This window comes from Corynebacterium durum (assembly GCF_030408675.1).
Taxonomy (GTDB): domain Bacteria; phylum Actinomycetota; class Actinomycetes; order Mycobacteriales; family Mycobacteriaceae; genus Corynebacterium; species Corynebacterium durum.
This window is the reverse complement of sequence record NZ_CP047200.1, coordinates 792,423-812,460: the sequence shown is the minus strand read 5'-3', so window position 1 is coordinate 812,460 and position 20,038 is coordinate 792,423. Positions and strand designations below refer to the sequence as shown.

General features: G+C 57.6%; 17 protein-coding genes and 1 tRNA gene. 11 read left to right on the top strand and 7 right to left on the bottom strand.

Features of this window, described 5'->3' with window-relative positions; all coding sequences use genetic code 11:
- The first annotated feature begins 283 nt into the window (after nt 1–283).
- Both pgi and CDUR_RS03830 read left to right on the top strand, forming a co-directional pair.
- A complete protein-coding gene (gene pgi / locus CDUR_RS03835; RefSeq protein ID WP_006063202.1) occupies nt 284–1,924 on the top strand; it encodes a glucose-6-phosphate isomerase in 1,641 nt (546 codons plus the stop codon).
- Between the two features lie 556 nt (nt 1,925–2,480).
- A complete protein-coding gene (locus CDUR_RS03830; protein WP_179417207.1) occupies nt 2,481–3,722 on the top strand; it encodes a HipA domain-containing protein in 1,242 nt (413 codons plus the stop codon).
- 23 nt (nt 3,723–3,745) lie between these two features.
- Here CDUR_RS03830 and CDUR_RS03825 read toward each other — a convergent pair whose 3' ends face one another.
- From CDUR_RS03825 to CDUR_RS03815, 3 genes are all read right to left on the bottom strand, one after another.
- Nucleotides 3,746–4,120 (bottom strand): YccF domain-containing protein, encoded by a 375-nt coding sequence (locus CDUR_RS03825; protein WP_179417206.1) that lies wholly within the window; start codon nt 4,118–4,120, stop codon nt 3,746–3,748.
- A 20-nt stretch (nt 4,121–4,140) separates the two neighbouring features.
- Entirely contained in the window at nt 4,141–4,959 is an 819-nt protein-coding gene (locus tag CDUR_RS03820) for an Fpg/Nei family DNA glycosylase (RefSeq protein WP_179417205.1), read from the bottom strand.
- Between the two features lie 119 nt (nt 4,960–5,078).
- Nucleotides 5,079–9,776 (bottom strand): ATP-dependent helicase, encoded by a 4,698-nt coding sequence (locus CDUR_RS03815; RefSeq protein WP_179417204.1) that lies wholly within the window; start codon nt 9,774–9,776, stop codon nt 5,079–5,081.
- Nucleotides 9,777–9,810: 34 nt separating this feature from the next.
- Here CDUR_RS03815 and CDUR_RS03810 point away from each other — a divergent pair, with 34 nt between their 5' ends.
- The 6 genes from CDUR_RS03810 to CDUR_RS03785 all read left to right on the top strand — a co-directional run bounded on the left by CDUR_RS03810 (nt 9,811) and on the right by CDUR_RS03785 (nt 15,720).
- On the top strand, nt 9,811–10,569 hold the full coding sequence (locus CDUR_RS03810) for a 3'(2'),5'-bisphosphate nucleotidase CysQ (RefSeq protein ID WP_006063208.1): 759 nt from the start codon (nt 9,811–9,813) through the stop codon (nt 10,567–10,569).
- 298 nt (nt 10,570–10,867) lie between these two features.
- On the top strand, nt 10,868–11,671 hold the full coding sequence (locus CDUR_RS03805; RefSeq protein ID WP_179417203.1) for a thymidylate synthase: 804 nt from the start codon (nt 10,868–10,870) through the stop codon (nt 11,669–11,671).
- Nucleotides 11,671–12,198 carry a dihydrofolate reductase gene (locus CDUR_RS03800; protein ID WP_179417202.1) on the top strand — a complete coding sequence of 176 codons (528 nt, stop codon included), beginning with the start codon at nt 11,671–11,673 and terminating at the stop codon, nt 12,196–12,198. Before CDUR_RS03805 ends, CDUR_RS03800 begins: the two co-directional genes overlap by 1 nt.
- 3 nt (nt 12,199–12,201) lie before the next feature.
- The gene (locus tag CDUR_RS03795) at nt 12,202–12,450 is read left to right on the top strand and encodes a mycoredoxin (protein ID WP_006063215.1); all 249 of its coding nucleotides are present in this window, start codon (nt 12,202–12,204) and stop codon (nt 12,448–12,450) included.
- A gap of 312 nt (nt 12,451–12,762) precedes the next feature.
- Nucleotides 12,763–14,985, top strand: coding sequence for a hypothetical protein (locus CDUR_RS03790; protein ID WP_179417201.1), 2,223 nt, complete (start codon nt 12,763–12,765; stop codon nt 14,983–14,985).
- A gap of 93 nt (nt 14,986–15,078) precedes the next feature.
- Nucleotides 15,079–15,720 (top strand): hypothetical protein, encoded by a 642-nt coding sequence (locus CDUR_RS03785; RefSeq protein ID WP_179417200.1) that lies wholly within the window; start codon nt 15,079–15,081, stop codon nt 15,718–15,720.
- A gap of 38 nt (nt 15,721–15,758) precedes the next feature.
- Here the strand turns inward: CDUR_RS03785 and cobF are convergent, their stop codons facing one another.
- From cobF to CDUR_RS03770, 3 genes are all read right to left on the bottom strand, one after another.
- The gene (gene cobF, locus CDUR_RS03780) at nt 15,759–16,511 is read right to left on the bottom strand and encodes a precorrin-6A synthase (deacetylating) (protein WP_179417199.1); all 753 of its coding nucleotides are present in this window, start codon (nt 16,509–16,511) and stop codon (nt 15,759–15,761) included.
- Between the two features lie 56 nt (nt 16,512–16,567).
- Nucleotides 16,568–16,846: a cg0963 family protein gene (locus CDUR_RS03775; RefSeq protein ID WP_006063220.1), complete on the bottom strand. Its 279-nt coding sequence runs from the start codon at nt 16,844–16,846 to the stop codon at nt 16,568–16,570.
- Between the two features lie 144 nt (nt 16,847–16,990).
- On the bottom strand, nt 16,991–17,494 hold the full coding sequence (locus CDUR_RS03770) for a DUF1877 family protein (protein WP_179417198.1): 504 nt from the start codon (nt 17,492–17,494) through the stop codon (nt 16,991–16,993).
- Between CDUR_RS03770 and CDUR_RS03765 the strand changes: the two genes are divergently transcribed.
- On the top strand, nt 17,493–18,602 hold the full coding sequence (locus CDUR_RS03765) for an LbetaH domain-containing protein (RefSeq protein ID WP_179417197.1): 1,110 nt from the start codon (nt 17,493–17,495) through the stop codon (nt 18,600–18,602). The genes CDUR_RS03770 and CDUR_RS03765 overlap by 2 nt on opposite strands.
- Nucleotides 18,599–19,063, top strand: coding sequence for a P-loop nucleotide/nucleoside kinase family protein (locus CDUR_RS03760; RefSeq protein ID WP_233452899.1), 465 nt, complete (start codon nt 18,599–18,601; stop codon nt 19,061–19,063). The genes CDUR_RS03765 and CDUR_RS03760 overlap by 4 nt, the downstream gene beginning before the upstream one ends.
- A 19-nt stretch (nt 19,064–19,082) precedes the next feature.
- Here the strand turns inward: CDUR_RS03760 and CDUR_RS03755 are convergent.
- Nucleotides 19,083–19,155, bottom strand: a tRNA-Arg gene (locus CDUR_RS03755).
- A 78-nt stretch (nt 19,156–19,233) separates the two neighbouring features.
- Here CDUR_RS03755 and CDUR_RS03750 point away from each other — a divergent pair.
- Nucleotides 19,234–19,878, top strand: a complete 645-nt coding sequence (locus tag CDUR_RS03750) for a DUF4291 domain-containing protein (protein WP_179417195.1) — start codon at nt 19,234–19,236, stop codon at nt 19,876–19,878.
- The last annotated feature ends 160 nt before the right edge of the window (nt 19,879–20,038 follow it).

Genomic DNA, 20,038 nt, shown 5'->3' with positions numbered 1-20,038 from the left:
ACTCTGCACACCCGCAGTCTGCGAGGGCGCGGCATGCATACCGTGCGAATGGGTTGTGTGTTCTTGGGTGTTGTGCGCTTGGGTTTGTTCTTGGGTGTTTAGCTCTGTCATGGCTACCACTATGCCAGCAAAACTAACTATTGTGATTATGGGGTCGGTGTGTGTCTGCTGTATGTCTTAGGTATCAAATTAAGTGACGTACTCCCCAGGCGCGCGTGTGTGAGATTGACTAACGTGGAAGAGGTTAATACCCATTTCATAGATAGTTTCTTAAGGAGAAAACATGGCATCCGACATCACCTCCACTACCCAGTGGAAAGCGTTGGAAAACCACCACAATTCGCTACGGGAAGTAACACTGCGCGAGCTTTTCGACGCCGACCCCTCCCGCGCCTCCACACTCACCTTCAACGCTGCGGGTTTGCATGTTGACCTCTCTAAAAACCGCGTGAACGATGAAACCCTGGCGCTGCTCATTGACCTTGCCAACGCCGCTGGGCTCAAAGAAAAAACGGAAGCCATGTTCACCGGCGCCCACCTCAACAACACCGAGGATCGTGCCGTACTACACACCGCGCTGCGGCTACCCGTGGAGGAAGACCTAGTAGTGGACAGCCAAGACGTCGCTGCTGACGTGCACGACGTGCTTGGGCGGATGCGTGATTTTGCTCATGCCCTGCGCTCCGGCGACTGGCTGGGACACACCGGGCACACCATCAAAACAATCGTCAACATTGGTATCGGCGGCTCCGATCTCGGCCCCGCGATGGCGACGCTTGCCCTGCGGGAATACGCCACCGCTGGAATTACCGCCCGCTTTGTTTCCAACGTTGACCCAGCAGACTTGGTGAGCAAACTTGACGGCCTAGACCCTGGCTCCACGTTGTTTGTGGTGGCATCCAAGACCTTCACCACCCAGGAAACCCTGGCCAATGCCACTGCTGCACGGCGCTGGCTTCTTGATGCCTTCGATGGCGACCAGGCCGCCGTGGCCAAGCACTTCGTCGCCGTCTCCACCAACGCCGAGAAAGTCGCCGAATTTGGCATAGACACCAACAACATGTTCGGCTTTTGGAACTGGGTGGGCGGCCGCTACTCCGTCGATTCGGCTATCGGGCTCTCGCTCATGGCTGTGATCGGCCCCCTGGACTTTATGCGCTTCCTCGACGGCTTCCACGCCATGGACGAGCACTTCCGCACCACCCCGCTTGAAAAAAACGTGCCCGCACTCATGGGTCTGCTGGGAATCTGGTACACCGACTTCTTCGACGCACAAACCCACGCTGTGCTGCCTTATTCCCAGGACCTCGCACGCTTCCCCGCCTATCTGCAGCAACTCACCATGGAATCCAACGGCAAATCCGTCCGCCACGACGGAACCGCCGTCACTTGCGACACTGGCGAAATCTACTGGGGCGAACCGGGGACCAACGGGCAACACGCCTTCTTCCAGCTCATGCACCAAGGAACCAGGCTCATCCCAGCCGACTTCATCGGGTTTGCCCGGCCTAAAACCGATCTGGCAACCGCCGACGGCACAGGCAGCATGCACGACCTGCTCATGAGCAACTTCTTCGCACAAACCAAAGTCCTCGCCTTTGGCAAAAACGCGGTAGAAATCTCCGGCGAAGGCGTGCCTGTGGACCTGATCAACCACAAAGTCATGCCCGGCAACCGCCCCTCCACCACCATCCTCGCACAAGAACTCACCCCGTTTGTGCTGGGCGCACTCATCGCGCTCTACGAGCACATTACCTTCGTGCAAGGCGTGGTGTGGGACATCAACTCCTTCGACCAGTGGGGCGTGGAACTCGGTAAAAAGCAAGCCAACGACCTGCTCCCCGCCGTGACTGGCGCAGCAGCGCCTGAATCAGGTGATCCGTCCACCGATTCTTTGATCGAGTGGTACCGCGCCAACCGGTAGGTTTGGTTCTTTTGGGGTTTCTGGGAGTTTGGTAGATCATGGCGCAGGGGTGGCTGCCAATGATCTACCAAACTCCCGCTTTTCACTGGTCGAACGTGCAGTTTGATAGATCATGGCAAGCATGAAAAGTGTGCTTATCCCCAGGCCACAAAAGGGGGTGTTTTCGTGCTTGAGCATAAGCACACTGTGCGGGGCTTAGCATTTTTACACCGTTTGCATCTAAGTATGTATACGTCCAGGCAACAAAAAACGCATTTTCGGACCTAACGGTATACACATTTCACACACCACCCAGCGCCCCAAGCCACAACACTTTCCATCTCGGGGGTAGATCAATCCAGCACCCCATTTTTACGCGAGTCTGCTACCTTTTCAGAATGCAGCATTTCGGCAGTTCAGGCTAACAAAGAAATTTATATAGCAATATAGCTACAGTCGGCACGCGGCCGCGCGGTTTGGGGGACATGTTCGTTGTGTAAACTGTCCATGGTCGGAAAAACGGTTGGGAAAAACAACATGCGCGTAACGCAGGGCAATCAAAGCGAGGGAGCAGACAGTGGGTAAAGTAAAGAGCCTTGACTTGTACCTTTCTGGACAGTTTGCTGCTTACGTCTCTCGCGACGCTAATGGCGAATGCCTACTTCAATATTCAGATGAATGGCTTGCCAACCCAGATGCTTATCCTTTTTCTTTAAGTTTGCCTTTGCAAGCAGATCCGCATACCACCACAAATATAGAATACATTTTACAGGGTTTGCTACCGGAGAATAAGAAGCTCCTGTCTGATTGGGGTCGGCGCTATAACATTGTCAACGCCAATGATGCTTTTGAGGTTCTTGGCCATATGGGCGAGGACATTGCCGGCGCAGCACAATTTGTTCGCACAGGTAACATCCCTGGTTTTGATGATTTTTCCCATCCGCTCAGCGACCGCGACGTGGAAACCCTCATTGCATCGGTGCGGGAATTCGGCGGTGCACTCCCCTCACATCGTGTGATTCCCCGCGCTACCCTCTCGGGGGCGCACGAGAAGATTGCGCTGGCCTACCACGACAAGCAATGGTTCTTGCCTGATGGGACCACCCCGTCTACTCATATTTTTAAACCTGCATCGATGCAGTTTCGGGACATTGATCGCCTTGAAGCTGCGATCATGACGGCGGCACGCACCATCGGAATCAATACGGCGACGGCCGGGTTGGTGGGCGTCGGCAGTGAGCGCGCGTACGTGACGGCACGATTTGACCGCACCATGCTGCCGGAAGGAACTCTCCGTATCCATCAAGAAGACATCATTCAGGCATGGGGTCTGAGCCCTGAGAAGAAATACCAGAAGGCGGGCGGGCCGTCGTTAAGCGACTATGTGCGGTTCCTGCGTGAGCATTCCAGCAACGCCGAGGAGGATGTGCAGGCGCTGGTGCGGCAGGCAGCGTTCAACGTGGCGATCGGCAACGGTGACGCGCACGGAAAGAACCATTCGCTGCTGATCAAACCGGGCGGCGAGGTTCGGCTAGCCCCCGCATACGACCTCATTTCCGTGGCACCGTACCCCAGCTACAGTCAAGAACTTGCACTGTCTATTGGCACGAATTTTAACTTCCGCACCGTCACCATGAGCGACTGGAAGCAGTTTGCCACCGACGCCGGGCTTGAGGCTGACTGGGTGCTGGAAGAAGTAACCACCATCTGGAAAGGCGCTCCCGAGCTCATCCTCCAGGAAATCCAGGACCACAAGGCACCCGCACGCATCTTCAACCCCGTGGCCCAGCTATTCGACACGCTACCCGGACGGCTTTAGGTGGCGTCCAGGAGGCAGTCCGTCTAACGTGAGCTGACAATCTCCTTGCCGAACGGAAAGCACGTCACCGGGATCATCTTCAGGTTCGCAATGGCCAGCGGAATGCCAATGATGGTGACGGCCTGCGCCGCCGCCGTAGCGATATGCCCCGCAGCCAGCCACAAGCCCGCTACAAAGAACCACATCACGTTACTGAGGCCGCTCATCGCGCCCGCACCCGGCTTCTCCACCACCGTGCGCCCAAACGGCCACAGCGCGTAATTAGCCATGCGGAACGATGCCACACCTGCCGGAATGGTCACCACCAGAACGCACGCCAGCAGCCCGAAGAAAAAATACCCCAACGACAGCCAAATCCCGCCGGTGATCACCCAGATAATATTCAATAGCGTTCGCATACCCCTCCAGTGTAGCTACATCACAAAACCCGGGGCTGGCACGCCGGACACCACCAGATGATGCGCTCCAACTCCCCCTCGTCACCACCCTTATCGACGCCGCCCAACTCGCCTTTTACAATCAGCGTCCCGCATCGACGGCACGGTCTGTTATTCCGGCCAAACACGTAGCCGTTCTCCCCGGCGCGTCGCACCCCCGTGGTCACGCGAATAGGTGAATTACGGTTCGCCCACATGACTCGACGCACGATGTCCACGATCTTTGGCACATCCGTGTGAGCAACCGGCGTGGCAGGGTGCACGCCCGCAATGAAACACACCTCCGCGCGATACTCATTTCCCACTCCCGCCAGATTCCGCTGATCCAACAACGCCGTGCCAATCGGGCGCTCTGTCCTGGCGAGAATCCGCTTTGTCGCTTCCTCCGGATTCCAGTTCTCCCCCAGCACATCCGGCCCCAAATGAGCGATCCGATCTGGGTAATCACGCAGCGAAAACACGCGCACAAAACCCAGCTCAAACCCGACCGCCTCAATCGGACGCGGGTGCGGAGTGCCATCCACAGCCAACACCACGCGAGCCTTATAGCCAGGCTTCTTCCACCTATCACCCTTGAGATGAAACGACCACGTGCCCTCCATTTTCAGGTGCGTATGCAGAACCTGCTCCCCCAGCTGCATAAACAAATGCTTGCCGTATGGCCAGATGCGCTCGACGGTCTCTCCTGTGAACGTGGTGGTAGCCACCGAGGCTACCCGCAGGTCCGTATGCAGCACTTCCCGGCCCACCAGGAACTGCATCCTGGACGCCAACTGAAATACCGAATCGCCTTCAGGCATGGTGGCTATTGTGCCATAGGGGATGGGGGTTCAATATTTCCCCGTAATGTTTGCTTATCAAACTGTCCTGTTCAAGCCCCAAAAACGACAGTTTGATAAGCAAACACTACGCCACACCCCTAATCCCCCAGCTCAGCCAATGCCTCACCCAGCGACCGACCCCCAATGCCACTGGCTCCAGCACCGCCACGCGAACCAGTACTCCCGGCTCCCCCGATGCTCACGCCGCGTGGGGTGATGTGCGCTCCAGCGGCGCGGAATTCGGCAAGCAGGGCGGACTCCAAAACAGGGTCGCCGTTGACTTTCTCCACCGTGATTCTGCTGGTCATGCCCCGCGCAATCGCATCGCCCAAAGCGTGCACGACAAGCCCCACGCAGTCCTCGCCAAGGAGAGTGAGGGTGCGTCCGCCGCGCGTGAGGTGGGCGATAGGCTGGGCGTCGTTAAGCACAACCAGTGCCCCAGCACCACGAGTAAGACGAGCACCATCATCGGGCCACGGCAAGCTGGCACCGTAGGGATTGGCGGGGTCAGCGGCGGCGAGAACCACCACGCCACATGGCGCAGAGGCGCGTTCGATACCGCGCAGGCGGTCCACCACGGCGGGCGTGGAAAACTGCGCGGCTCCCAGAGCGTCGATAAGGTAGCCGCGGGTGGCTTTGCCAGATTCCTCAAACCCGGCGAGAACCTTGTAGGCGAGGGCGAACCCACCGATGGTGTCTTCGGCAACCACGCTGCCACGAGTGACCACGCCGTAGCGTTCCAGCCATGCCTCACCGTGGGCGATGGAGCGGTGGGTGGCGTCGGTGGCAGGAGTGACAGCCAGCGACCAGCGCCCCAGCATGTCGGGCGGCGTAGGGTTATTGCGCACAGGGCCGAAACTGGTGCGTCCCCGGCGAAGTCTGCCGCGCACGGGGCGTCGTTTCGCGCGGTGCGCGGACTTTCCTGACGTACCTGCGGCGAGGCGCGCACGAATCGGCCCGAAGCCATCCGGGGTGACCATACCCATCTCCACGAGTTCCCACAGCGTGTCCTGTAGTTCGGTGGCCTGCATCGTACCCGGCACGACGAGCCCGCCGCCAACGTCGCTGAGCAGTTCGGGAAAGTAGAATCCGCCGCCGCGCGCCAGCAGATCCACCACCGCTTGCTGAGTGGGTGTGAGTGTGACGTCCACAATCGGCGCGAGTTCGGCGGCATAGTCGCTGGGCAGCAGCATGATCCAGGGATCGCGCGCCCCGGCTTTGCCCGCACCAACGATGCTGACCTCGCCGCTGGTGGTGAGTTCGTCCAGCATGGTGGGCTGGTAGCCCGCCACCCGCGTCGGAAAAATCCAGGATTCCCACGCACTGGCAGGCAGCCGCACACCCGCCAACTGCTCCACCACAGCAAACACACCGTCGGCACCCTGCAGTTCGGGGCGCTGCCCTACCTCCGCAATACCGTGCCACTGCTGCAGGAACCGCGCGTAGGTGTGTTGGCTCACCGGCTCGGCCTGCTCCCGCGCCCGCGCCAAACTCCGCAGACGAATGGTCCGCAGCACATCCTTTGCGCAATACTCCTGCGTATCGACGCCCTGCCGATACCTCCCCTCTACCACAATCCCGGCGCGTGCCGCCTCCCGGACGATGGTGTGCGCGGTGCCCACGCCAAGGCCAAAAGCCTCTGCCACGTCGCTGACGATGAACGGCCCACGGGTTTTGGCGAAGCGATGAATTAGCTGTTCCAAGGCGTCATCCACGAAATGCGTGGGTGCCGAAACCCCAGGCGGGACGGGGATTCCCAGGGCGTCGCGAAGCAACGGAGCATCCGTGCTGATGGCGGCGTGCTCCCGCCCGGCAATACGTACCTGCATCACGCGATTACCAAGGGTGTGCAGGGCGGCGAAGGGCTCGTCGAAGGCACAGTGCGCGGGCAGGTCATCGTAGGGAATCGGACCGATAACCCGCAGTACGTCCGCAAGCTCTTCAGCAGTGCGGGCCTGGCGACCGGGAAGGGTTCGCTGCAGCTCGGAGTGCGTTTGTTCGATCACGTCCGGGTCGAGCAGTTCCCGGAGCTCCACCGTGCCTAGCAGCTTGGCCAACAGCGCCGGGTCCAGAGCCAAAGCGGCGGCGCGCTTCTCCGCGAGGGGACTGTCGCCCTCATACAGGAACGCGCCTGTGTAATTAAACAGCAACGAGGAGGAAAAAGGGCTGGGTTGCTCCACCGTCACCTCAGCCACCTGAACACGGCGTTCCTGCAGGTCTCGACACAGATACTTCAAGGCTGGAAGGTCATACACGTCCTGAAGACATTCCCGCACCGTCTCCAAAATGACGGGAAACGAGGGGTACTTCCGGGCAATATCCAACAGCTGCGCTGCGCGTTGACGCTGTTGCCAGAGCGGCGCGCGCTTGCCCGGATTCCGGCGCGGCAACAACAACGCACGGGCGGCGCACTCCCGGAACCGGGACGCAAACAAGGCCGAATTACCCACCTGCTCCGCCACGATCTGCTCAATATCCCCTGGGTCGAACATCACCAGCTCGGTGCCCGGCGGGGATTCCCCCTCGGGGAGGCGCAACACAATACCATCGTCACCAGCGACAGGCTGCGCGTCAATCCCCGTCTGCTCCGCGATACGCGCGCCAATGGCCAGCGCCCACGCGGCATTCACACCCCGCCCATACGGGGAATGCAGCACCACGCGCCAATCCCCCAGCTCATCCTTGAAACGCTCCAGCACCAGGGTCTTCTCGTCTGGGACCACCCCGGTGGCCTCCTGTTGCTGCTGCACATAATTCACCAGGTTGGCGCGCGCATTATCGCTGAAAGCCGCCACTCGCGCCGGGTCGGCAGCTAGTTCGCGGCGAAACCTACCCACGGCTTTGCCCAGTTCGGCGGGTCGACCCAACCCGTCCCCGTTCCAGAAGGGCAGACGGCCCGTATGCCCCGGCGCGGGTGAGACCAGCACCTGGTCGCGGGTGATATCTTCCACCCGCCAGCTCGTGGCCCCCAGCGTGAAGATGTCGCCCACGCGGGATTCGTGCACCATCTCCTCGTCCAACTCACCAACACGGCGTGGGGCTTTCGTGTCCTCCGAGCCGATGAGGAACACCCCGAACATGCCACGGTCAGGAATGGTTCCGCCGCTGGTCACCGCCACCCGCTGCGCGCCTGGGCGCGCGGAAAGCATGCCGGTGATGCGGTCGAACACGATGCGGGGTTTGAGCTCAGCAAAATCCGTTGAGGGGTACACGCCGCTGGCTAGGTCAATGACAGCATCGAAGACGTCGCGGTCCAGGGTTTTATACGGGTAGGCGCGACGGACCGTCTCGTACCAGGTGTCCACGTGAATATCGGCTGTGACGGTGGCAGCGATGGTCTGCTGCACCAGCACATCGAGAGGGTTGGAGGGTACTTTCAGTTCCTCAATCTTCCCCTCCAGCATGCGCTCCACCGTTACGGCGGTTTGCAACAGGTCACTGCGGTTTTTCGGATGCAGCACACCTGTTGACACCGCGCCCACCGTGTGACCAGCACGCCCCACACGTTGGAGGGCGCTGGCCACTGATGGCGGAGATTCCACCTGTATCACCAGGTCCACCGCGCCCATGTCAATGCCCAGCTCCAGCGAGGAGGTGGCCACCACGCATTTCAGCTCCCCCGACTTCAGCATCTGTTCCGTGAGTGCGCGCTCGTCCTTGCTTACTGATCCGTGGTGCGCCCGCGCGATCACCACCGGGGCCTTCCCTGCCACGTCCGCTGAGGACATCATCTGCGCCGGGTCTCGACGCCGCTGCGGCGACAATGACTCCGGGTCATGCTCCGCCGCCCACAACTCATTCAACCTGCTGGTCAGGCGCTCCGCCGTGCGGCGGGCATTGACGAACAGCAGCGTCGAATGTGCTGCCATGATCTGCGCGTACACGTCCTGCTCAACGAACGGCCAAATAGACTTTTGTGTTGGCAGCGCCGACTCCTCCAGGGGACTCGGGCCGGAAAGCCCCAAAGGATCATCGATCACCGCCTCCCCGATGGTTGAGCCAATCTCTGGGGTGGGCAGATCCGACATGTCCTCCACTGGCACCCGCACATCCAAGGCCCACTTCTTCTCTGCGGGCGGATTAATGATCCGTACCTCGCGGTTGCCGCCCAAAAACTCCGCCACCCGCTCCAACGGGCGGACAGTTGCCGACAGGCCGATACGCTGCGGCGGAGTTGTAGTGATGCGTTCCAGTCGTTCCAGGCTCAGCGCCAGGTGAGCACCGCGCTTCGTGCCCGCAATGGCGTGGATCTCATCGATTATCACCGTATCCACATCCACCAGAATGTCACCCGCCTTGGACGTCAACATCAAATACAGGCTCTCCGGAGTGGTGATCAAAATATCCGGCGGCTGGCGCACCTGCCTGCTGCGCTCAGCGCTCGTCGTATCCCCCGATCGCACACCAACTCGCACCTCCGGCACTGGCTGCCCCAAACGCTCCCCTGTGCGCCCGATACCCAACAGCGGCGCACGCAGGTTATTCTCCACATCCACGCCCAACGCCTTCAAGGGCGACACATACAGAACCCGCACACCAGTGCCCTTGCGTGACGACGCCGCGGTAGGAGGGGCGTCGATAAGCGATAACTGCCCCGGTGCCGACACCAGAGAATTCAATGCCCACAAAAACGCCGCCAGCGTCTTACCCGAACCAGTCGGAGCGACCACCAATGCGTGCTCACCAGCAGAAATAGCCTCCCAGGCCTCCTGCTGAACTGGAGTCGGGGCGGCGAAAACACCCCGAAACCACTCGGCCACTGGAGGGCAAAAACGAGCAAGCACACTGTCAGCCATACCTCCATACAACCAAACAACTAGGATTTAAGTTATGACTGTTCACTTTGACGACTCCATCCTCACCCGACGCCTCGCGCAAGGCACCGGCGAAATCCTCAAAGGTGTTCGAAACGTTGGCCTCCTCCGCGGCCGCAACCTCGGTGAGGCTGGTGACGACCTCGCCCAAAGCTGGATCGCACGCGTCCTCGAACAAGACCGACCCGACGACGGATTCCTTTCCGAAGAAGCCGCCGACAACCCCGCGCGCCTCGGCAAAAACCGCGTCTGGATTATCGACCCCCTTGACGGCACCAAAGAATTCGCCACCGGGCGGCAAGACTGGGCCGTACACATCGCCCTCGTTGAAAACGGCCTCCCCATTACCGCCGCCGTCGGCCTGCCCGACCTCGGCGTAGTCTTCCACTCCGATGACGTCAAAGCCGTCCTCGGGCCACTCTCCCGCAACATCGTTGTGTCCCACAACCGTGCGCCCGCCGTCGCGCACCACATCGCCGACAAGTTCGGCTTTGAGACCACCAAAATGGGATCCGCCGGCGCTAAAGCCATGCACGTTCTCCTCGGCGATGCCGACGCCTACGTCCACGCAGGTGGACAATACGAGTGGGACAGCGCTGCTCCTGTGGGAGTCTGCACCGCCGCCGGGCTGCACTGCTCTCGCCTCGACGGATCTCCCCTCACTTACAACAACAAAGACACCTACCTGCCTGATATCCTCATCTGCCGACCCGAACTCGCTGACGACATGCTAGAGGCAGCTGCGGGATTCCTGGAAGAGAACGGGAGTTACTAGGGGCTGTTGGGTGGCAGTTTGATAGACCATCGCTTCCCGGCGCACAGTATGCTTATGCTCAAGCATGAAAATGGGGTGTTTTACAGCTTGGGGATAAGCATATTTTCCATGCGTGTCATATGAGTCCACTGCCAGGTACGAAAACAGGGCGTTTCCATACCTGACGGTAGACCTTTTTCTATGCAAAAGTTTGCACTGGCAGTGTTCAAGTGCTTGCGCTACAGAGTGTATGTTGCCACGACAATAACCTCCCATGCCCTTCCACGGAACCCGTACGAGCATCTGTACACTATTGTCCATGACTGGCGTGGCCACACCCTACGAAGACCTCCTCCGCACCATCCTTGAACACGGAACCCACAAAGACGACCGCACCGGCACCGGCACAACCAGCCTGTTCGGGCAGCAAATCCGCTTTGATCTTCAGCACTCCTTCCCACTGATCACCACCAAAAAAGTGCACGTCAAGTCCATTGTGGGGGAACTGTTATGGTTCCTGCGCGGCGATTCAAACATCTCCTTCCTCCACGAACACGGCATCACCATTTGGGACGAATGGGCATCCCCCGACGGCGAACTCGGCCCCGTTTACGGTGTGCAATGGCGCAGCTGGCCCACTCCCAACGGCGGGCACATTGACCAAATCGCAGGAGCGCTGGACATGCTGAAAAACAACCCCGACTCGCGCCGCAACATCGTCTCCGCCTGGAACGTCTCCGAGATCGACAACATGGCGCTGCCGCCCTGCCACCTACTTTTCCAGCTGTACGTAGCGGACGGGACGCTGTCCTGCCAGCTCTATCAGCGCAGCGCTGACATGTTCCTTGGGGTACCGTTCAACATCGCCTCCTACTCGCTACTCACGCACATGTTTGCGCAGCAAGCAGGGTTAAAAGTCGGCGAATTCATTTGGACGGGCGGCGACTGCCACATCTACGACAACCACCGCGAACAGGTCAAACTTCAGCTCAGCCGCGAACCCCGCCCCTACCCGCAACTAGAACTCAGAAAAGCCGACAGCATGTTTGAGTACACCTTCGACGACATCACCTTCACAGGCTACGATCCACACCCCGTCATCCGCGCACAGGTCGCCGTCTAATGCTCCGCGCCATCTGGGCTCAAACCCACGACCGCGTCATCGGCAACGGCCACGACATGCCTTGGTACCTGCCTGAAGACCTAGCACACTTCAAAAACACCACGCTCGACCACCCCATCATCATGGGCCGCGCCACGTGGGAATCACTTCCCCGCCGCCCCCTGCCCGGCCGTGACAATATCATCCTATCCACCCGCCCGCCTGGCGACTGGTCCACCGGCGCCACCGTGACCACAGAGCCCCCACAAGACGGCTGGATCATCGGCGGTGGCCAAGTCTACGCCAGCACACTCCCTCTGGTTGATGCCATCACCATGACACTTATCGACGCCCACCTGGCCCCTCACCTTGGTAACCGTGCTGTTTTCGCACCTGACATCACAGGCGAATTCACCATCGAATCAGAAACCGACTGGCTCACCTCCGAACGTGGGATTATTCGCAGTGACGATGGTGTTGACTCTAGTGGCGTCGGCGGCAAAAAGACGCCACTACGGTACAAATACATCACCTATGTAAGGACTTAAACAATGAATGAACTCACCCTCTACACCACCACCTGGTGCCCCTTCTGCCAACGCCTGACTAGCGATCTTGATGCCGCTGGAGTCACCTACGTCAACATTGACGTTGACGAAGACGAAGCCGCAGGCGAGTGGGTCAAATCCGTCAACGACGGCAACCGCATCGTCCCCACCGTCAAATACCCCGACGGCAGCCACGCCACCAACCCCCGCGCCCGAGCTGTCATGCGCAAACTTGACGAGCTTGCGGGATAAAAGGAATGTGGGGCTGACGCGAATAGCCCCACCGCAAGACACGAGATGTTGGTAGCGTTTTGAGAACTTTGACCTGCAAGCCAGACCAAACACCCTCACTGCCGAATAGCAGATAACCTGCTAGATCTGTAAGGCTTGATTTCAGGCTTCACATATGCTTCACTGAAATCTGCGTGAGGCATATCTGTTCGTTACTTTTACACTATCCTCGGAATAGATTCACGGGCATTCTTTCCTCACTTATCCCCCAACGCGCCATGATAGTTGGGGGATAAATTGTCTTCGCACCTTCCCTACCTGCAAAGGTTTATCATGACTACCGCTGCGTTTATGCGCCGTGGACTGTTTGTTGCTCGACCCACGGCCGCTTCTCCGTCTAATCGTATCGTCGCCACCACCGCAGCAATCGAACTACTCAACCTCGGATTTATCGCCAACCCTGAACAGCTTCAACAACTTCCCGTGGAGGAACTCAAACAACTTATAGCTACGGCGGCACAACTTATTGGTGCGGACCGTACATGGGTGCCCATGTACCCAGGCTTCCCCGAGCAGGTCATGAACATATCCGATGGTGCAGTGTTCTTCAACGCCATAACTCATTACCTCACACTGAGGCAGTGGCGACCGGACGAACATTCAAAGCTGAAGACCGCCTCACCGCGAGTGCTCGCACTAGTCACACCTGACACGCTCATGCTGGTCAACGAATGGGAAAAGGCTAGGGCTTTGTCAGAAGCAGACCGTGAGTTTGTGCACGATCTCGCTGAATACCTGGACACGGACACTGCTGCGTTATTCCAGGCAGCCACCTTCCGCAACGGTGAGAACTTCGCGACCGCGCTGTGGGACGTGTGGTACGCCACCGGCGGCAACCAGGACGCCACCCTGAGCGCAGGATTGGATTCCGCACGCAATGTTGACGATGTACTGCGCACCGTGCTCACTGTGTTCGTGGATGACTCCGAACGCGCCCGCGACCTGCTCTGCAGCGCCGAGCACCCCGTCAACATCACTCCTATACCCAGGCGACACCGCGTGGCCATCATCACCGCACTGGCACGATTTAGCAACGACTTCAACCTCGACCTGCTGGCACACCGTCGTCACCTCTGGCGGCGGTTGATGCGGCGCATCCACCCCTTTGATGTCACTGGCCACCAGGCCGCGCAACACCAACTTGACGTTATCCATGGAAACAGCAACTATCGCACCTTAAACTCCCGCATTGAAGCAGCCTTGGAGACCAGTGACGTGGTTGAAGCAGTCAGATTACTAGAACATACCCCGGGTAACTTTGTTCGCCGCTTGGACCACCTAATGCGTCTGGCTACGTCATCGCGCACAAAAGACTGGGAGAAGAAAGCACGTGCTATCGAAAATACAGCCCGCAAAGTACTGTCCAAAGTTTCGTTGACTACTTTAATTTCGGCGTATAACGGCCTACAAAACCGTGATTCGCGTGTGGTGGTTACCCGGGTGGGCAGTCGCAGTAACAAGCTGCGTGAACGAGTAATAACGAAAGTTGATGCAAAATTATTGGGCAATGTCACAGCAGCGTTGCTGGACGGCATGGTCGCGCGCCTTGCCACCGCCCCGCCGCCTATAGCGCCAGTACCAGTAGTTGGTGATGCCCCAGTAGAATTGGTTAGGCGTGATGCCTCGTCAGGGCTAAGACATGCCAGTTGTGGTCAGCATCTTCCAGCGCAGGATAGGGACATCACTGATGTTATCCGCATGTTTGTCCCCTGGTTCGGCAACGATATCTATCCAAAGCTAAGACACATCAGCCGTGGTGAACGCCTTCCGTTGCCGGATAAAGATACCACCGACATCATCCGTATGTTTGTTCATGGGTTCGGACACGATATCTGTCTCGGTGTGGTATTCACCGACACCCACTTCCAACATATTATCGACTCTCTGGATTACGCCAATATTATCCGTAATCCTATGCACGGTTTTGTCACACATTCAGGGGATATTACCAATGCCTCGACACAGGATGGCATGTGCGAGTTTATTGATATCACGCTGCGCCACAAGCACAATCACATACTGTCGCGGATTGGCAAAAGGCCGGACTTTATACAGAAATTCCCATCGGCCCGTTACGCGATTATGTCTATAGTTTCATCTAACAAAGGTTACAACGGAGAGTTATTTGCCGATATTGACACCGTCGCCGGAGTGATGACCAGGACCCACAGCATGGCTGGTCAAGTGTTTGAACCCCGTACCGTGGAAACCGCTGCGCATGTTACTGTTCGTTCCATCTCAGCGATTCCGCTTATTGTGGATCTTGAACAGTGGGAGCTTATCTGGCTGGATACTTCCATTGGCGATCAATTTGGCGGTTGTTCATCAATGGGACAGCAAGACGTATTAAAAGTGGCTCAAGCCGAGATGGAGGCCACGAAGAACCGACTGTCGGTGGGTGAGTTAATGAGACTGTGGGCCCGCGCCCACAATGCCAAAACCATTGACAAAGCTGCAGATCAAGCGCAGGCAAGAATTCTTTTAGATGCTTGCTAGCATCTAGTATCCACACGCGATTAGGAACTACATTACGCGATTATCGGCTACAATGGAATCCTCTATTCCACCCTGTTAGAATAAGGAAACACCATGCCCTCACAAGAATCAGACGGTAACTTCATATACTATTTCTATGAAGTGGACGCCATGAATGAGCCCACAACGGTTCCTTTTGATCGTTTTGTCACGTATGTAAATAAACACCCAGGAACACAATTTTTTCTTTTTGCAGATCGCTGCACCAAGGATAAAATTGATGGCTGGTTAAACAATGATCACGTTACAGTGCATTGGTGGAAGGATATAACACCAGAACTAGACGCTGACCTCATACCCATACTTGTCGAAGCCCTCCAACCCACGGAACGAAACTACGGGGCAATTATTGAGATATCACCCTCAGTGTCACCCAAAGAACTGAGTTCGATATGTTATGGCACAGAACTACGCTCCGCCGGAAAACTAATGATCGCAAGGGATTCAAAACTCCCAAACAATATCATCCAGCATTATGAAAACACTTTCAACCCAGAATATGAAGGAGAAGACTGCAACCCCTTCCAGAAAGAGATATACAACGGCTGGGCGTTAATGGTCTTCTATGAAGATAATGAGGGCGACATGGGACTCCCCCATCGCCCCGCATATATATCCGCCTATTCCAGTGGTGATATAGACGATTCCTTTTTTGATTGGGGAATAATGAAAAGCAAACTTATTACCCGTTATTAGTAGCAACCGTCCAGATATTCACCAATCAATCCCCCCACTCAATCAACCTCTCGCAGCAAATACGTATCCATAATCCACCCGTGTTCCTCACGCAGAGAGGCTTTCAGCTCGGCAATCTCGTCACCCACGTCTTTGACGTATCCATAACGGAGTTCTTGCTGGGATGTACCCAGATATGCTCCCCACCAGATGTAGGTGTGCTCAGTGTGGGCGTCCTGCCAGGCGGTGCCGCCGTCGAGCATGACCACGCAGTTACGCCGGTCTTTTTCGCTGGTGGCGTGCAGGTTTCGCCCAGTAGTGATATGGATGGCTTCGCCAATACGGTTGATGGTGATGCCGTGCGCTGCGGTCAGTACTTGGACGGCAGTAACGCCGGGCACAACACTCACATCGCATTCGAGTCCGCAGGTTTCACGCATGTGGTCGATGATGCGAAGAGTGGAGTCGTAAAGGGAGGGATCCCCCCAGACAAGGAATGCGGCGGTGCCATCCTCGGGAACAGTGTCCACCAGGGCGTCGTTAAGCAGCTGGGCGCGGGCTTGGTGCCAGCGACGGACTTCGGAAGAGTAGTTGCGGGGGTAGCGGTCGCGGGGCGGGTCGTCAACAGTGACGATGGGCACCGCGGGGGCGTGGGTGTCCACGATGAGTTGTCGGAGTTGGAGCAGGTCGGCCTTGATTTCGCCTTTGTCGAGGGCGAGAACGGCGTCGGCGCCCTGAAGCGCACTGATGGCTTCGAGGGTGATGTGCTGCGGATTACCTGCACCTATTCCTATTACTCGTATGTGGCGCACCTTTATGGCCTCCTTGATAAGAAAAACCTGCCTTTCGTAGGCAGGTTCACTGTGTTTTAAACGTCGTCGTCATTGAACAGGTCGGCGCGTTCCGTTGGGGAAAGATGCCCACTAAAGTTGCCGAAGTTTTTAGCCACGGTGTGCTGGAGAAACACGTCGCAAGCGCTACCCATTTTCTTGGCGTCGTACATGTTCAGTCTCATGAGAATTTCGGTGGTACCGTCCTCCTCATTAAGCAGCTCTACTGATAAATATTCAAAGTCCTTGTGCTCAACGATGCGGGTGACAATTTTACGGCCATCAACGTCGGTGAAATTTGGTTTTAAGTTAGTCAAAAGAGCACCCCTTTGGGTCCAGTCACGAGATAGTATCCAGTACAGCTTAGAATGAAATTTCCGACCCCGCAGCAAAACAAGCCGTGCGGGGGTATGCATTCCAACACCCCTAACATAACACGCGCAAGCCACTGTAACGCCCAGCTACGACACCACAACCGCCACGGTTTTACCCGACTCAGCAGCCTCTCGATACAGAGCGGTGAGAGCCTTCAGCGATGTCTCGGCGTCGTCAAGCAGCACATCGGGGTACTCGGCCCGAACGTTCTCTGCAGCCGCCTCAAGTTCCTCAGCACCCACCCCTGATAGTGCATCTGCTATTGCGGAGACGGCCTCGGCGGGCACCAACACCACTGGCGGCTCCTCCCCCAGCTGCTCGATCCCAGTCGCCGCCTGCGGAAGCTCCGGCGTCACCTGCGCTTGGGGTAGCTGTCGCAGCGCAAAATACATGCCCATCCACTGCTGGTCATCTATTATCGACGCCCCGTTCAACACCACCTCCTCCAACCTTTCCTCCGCCCACGCACTCGCGTCAGCACTGTGACGTAGTTCGTCGGCCTGGCGTTGATCAATCGGGATGTAGTACGCAACAGAACTCACGGTGTCCTCCTTCGCGGCTAGTGGGGTCCACAGTACTCTGATCACCATGCCCACCCCCTCGCCTGCCGACCAGTATTGGGAGCTAACAACCTCAACGATCACTCATGTTGGCGAAACACTGCACCGCATTCGCGCCACCCACGCCATCCCAGAACAGGGGGTAGCGGCAGGCACCCTCGGCGGTTGGGTCTCCCCGCAAGCACAGCTTAGTGACGGCGCTTGGGTCGCCGATTCCGCAAAAGTTCTGGGTTCCGTTGTTGTAACGCGTCATGCTCTCGTCTGCGGGCGAGCCGAAGTACGGGATAAAGCTCAGGTCAGCGGTCCAGTGATCATCAGCGACGATGCCGTCGTGTCCGATTCTGTGACAATTGACGCAGATAAAGGAGCGACAGTATCTGGTCGGGCGCGGATGTCCGATCACGCAACTCTCTTTGAGCAAGCACAAATATCTGGGCGAGCCACTGTTTCGGACGATGCACTACTTAGCGGCCAATCTATGGTTTCTGAGCAGGCCCACGTCGGGGATTCCGCACAGCTCACAGGAAATGCGCGAGTAATGGGAGCTGCGCAGGTAAACGGCAATGCTCGGGTTCACAACTGCCTGGTTACAGGTGCTGCACAAGTGACGGACGCAGCGTTGGTGAGCGATTCCGCACAGATCCTCGGCTCAGCCATCGTATCTGGGCATGCCCAGGTCGGGGGTTCCGCTCGAATCTTTGGCAACGCTACCGTTGATGGGACGGCAAAAATCAACGTTAGCGCCCGAATTTTTGATCACGCCCATGTAGAGGGTGATGCTCACATCTGCGACTACGCTCAGGTCGGTGCGTCGGCGCACATCTCTGGCGCTGCTTTCATTGCAGGTAATGCGCACATCTCGGGGCATTCTGTTATCCGAGGGCGTGCCCACATTTCCGATTCCGCCGTAATCATCGGCCATGCGAACATCACCCTCCCGCAGCATATTCTCACGGTCGCTCCCCTTGGCCCCACACACGCTTCCGCGACTCTTTTCCGCACAGCTGATGGACATTGTCTTGTAATAGGCTCGTGGCATGGAACAGTTGATCAACTTGCCGAGTACGGTATGAATCCCGAGGAACTACAGGGCTTAACGACCATCGCCGCCGCCCGTATCAAAGCATGGTCACCATGAACCGTCTCATCGTGTTTGCCGGACTACCTGGAGTCGGCAAAACTCACCTCGCCCGCCAACTCGCCGCCACACTGCATGCCGTTTACCTGCGTATCGACGCCCTGGAGTCCCCCTTCACCCCATTCGGCGACCTGCGCGACTTCGGCTACAGGTCCGCATCGAATGTTGCGAGAGAAAATCTACTCCTCGGCCATGATGTCATTATTGATGCCGTCAATCCCCTCCACTGCACCCGCGCACTTTTCGTTGACCTCGCTGCTGAGATGGACATCCACCTTATACAGTTCGAATGTGTGCTGCGCGATGTTGATCTTCATCGACGCAGAGTATCGCAACGCCACCGCTCGGACCCCACAACTCCCAACTGGGACGATGTTATGCGGTGTGCTTGCGAGCTTTATCAACAGTGGGACGAGGACAGTGATGGCAAGCGCGTGGTTGTTGATACTGCGTTGGGCTAATACCCTACATTTTACGTTGTGCCCCAGAGAGGAATCGAACCTCCGACACCGGCTTTAGGAGAGCCGTGCTCTATCCACTGAGCTACTAGGGCGGAACTCCATAAGGTTAGCGCATGTGGGGGCATATGGTGCAAGTTCCCATCAAAAACGCACTGGCGTAGCCTAGCCATATGCAAAATATCACATCTTCTACCAGCTTCCTTGCGCCTCCGCCGTACCGTCAGATCCGCGCACGCTATGATTCAGAAACAGTCCGCGTATATCAGGCTTATCGCCCCGAGATCGCTGATGCGGCGGTGGCAGCAGGCCGGTTCGTCCCACCTTTTTCACTTGACCGCATGACGTGGATCAAGCCGTCGTTTTTATGGATGATGTATCGCTGCGGATGGGCCACCAAGCCTGGTCAGGAGCGAGTTCTTGCCGTGGACATCACCCGAGAAGGATTTGAATGGGCACTGTCGCATTCATGTCTATCGCATTATGAACCCAACACCTATGCCACAGAAGAAGAATGGTCGACGCTCAAGACAGAATCACCAGTGCGGATCCAGTGGGACCCCGAACGATCCGCAGCACTAGATCGCCTGGAGTGGCGGAGTATTCAGATTGGCGTGGGAGGAGACGCTGTTCCCCGTTATGCCAGTGAATGGGTCACCAGCATCACGGACATAACATCCACGGTGCACCGCATCGCAGCGTCTGAAAACATGACACGCACCAGCCTCCTCAACGAGATCCTCGCCCACGAGCGCCCATACCCACTCTCATCTGTGATTGCGGCACGTATTGGTGCTACCCCTACAGACTCTTCATAAAACCGCTGTGCACCTTACCCACGACCACTAGAAACCACCATGCATGTCATATAGGTCCACTGCCAGGTCCGAAAACACCCTGTTTCCGTACCCAGCGATGGACCTATTTTTATGCAAATGTTTGCACTAACAGTGTTCAAGACTTTTCCGCCCGCCACGC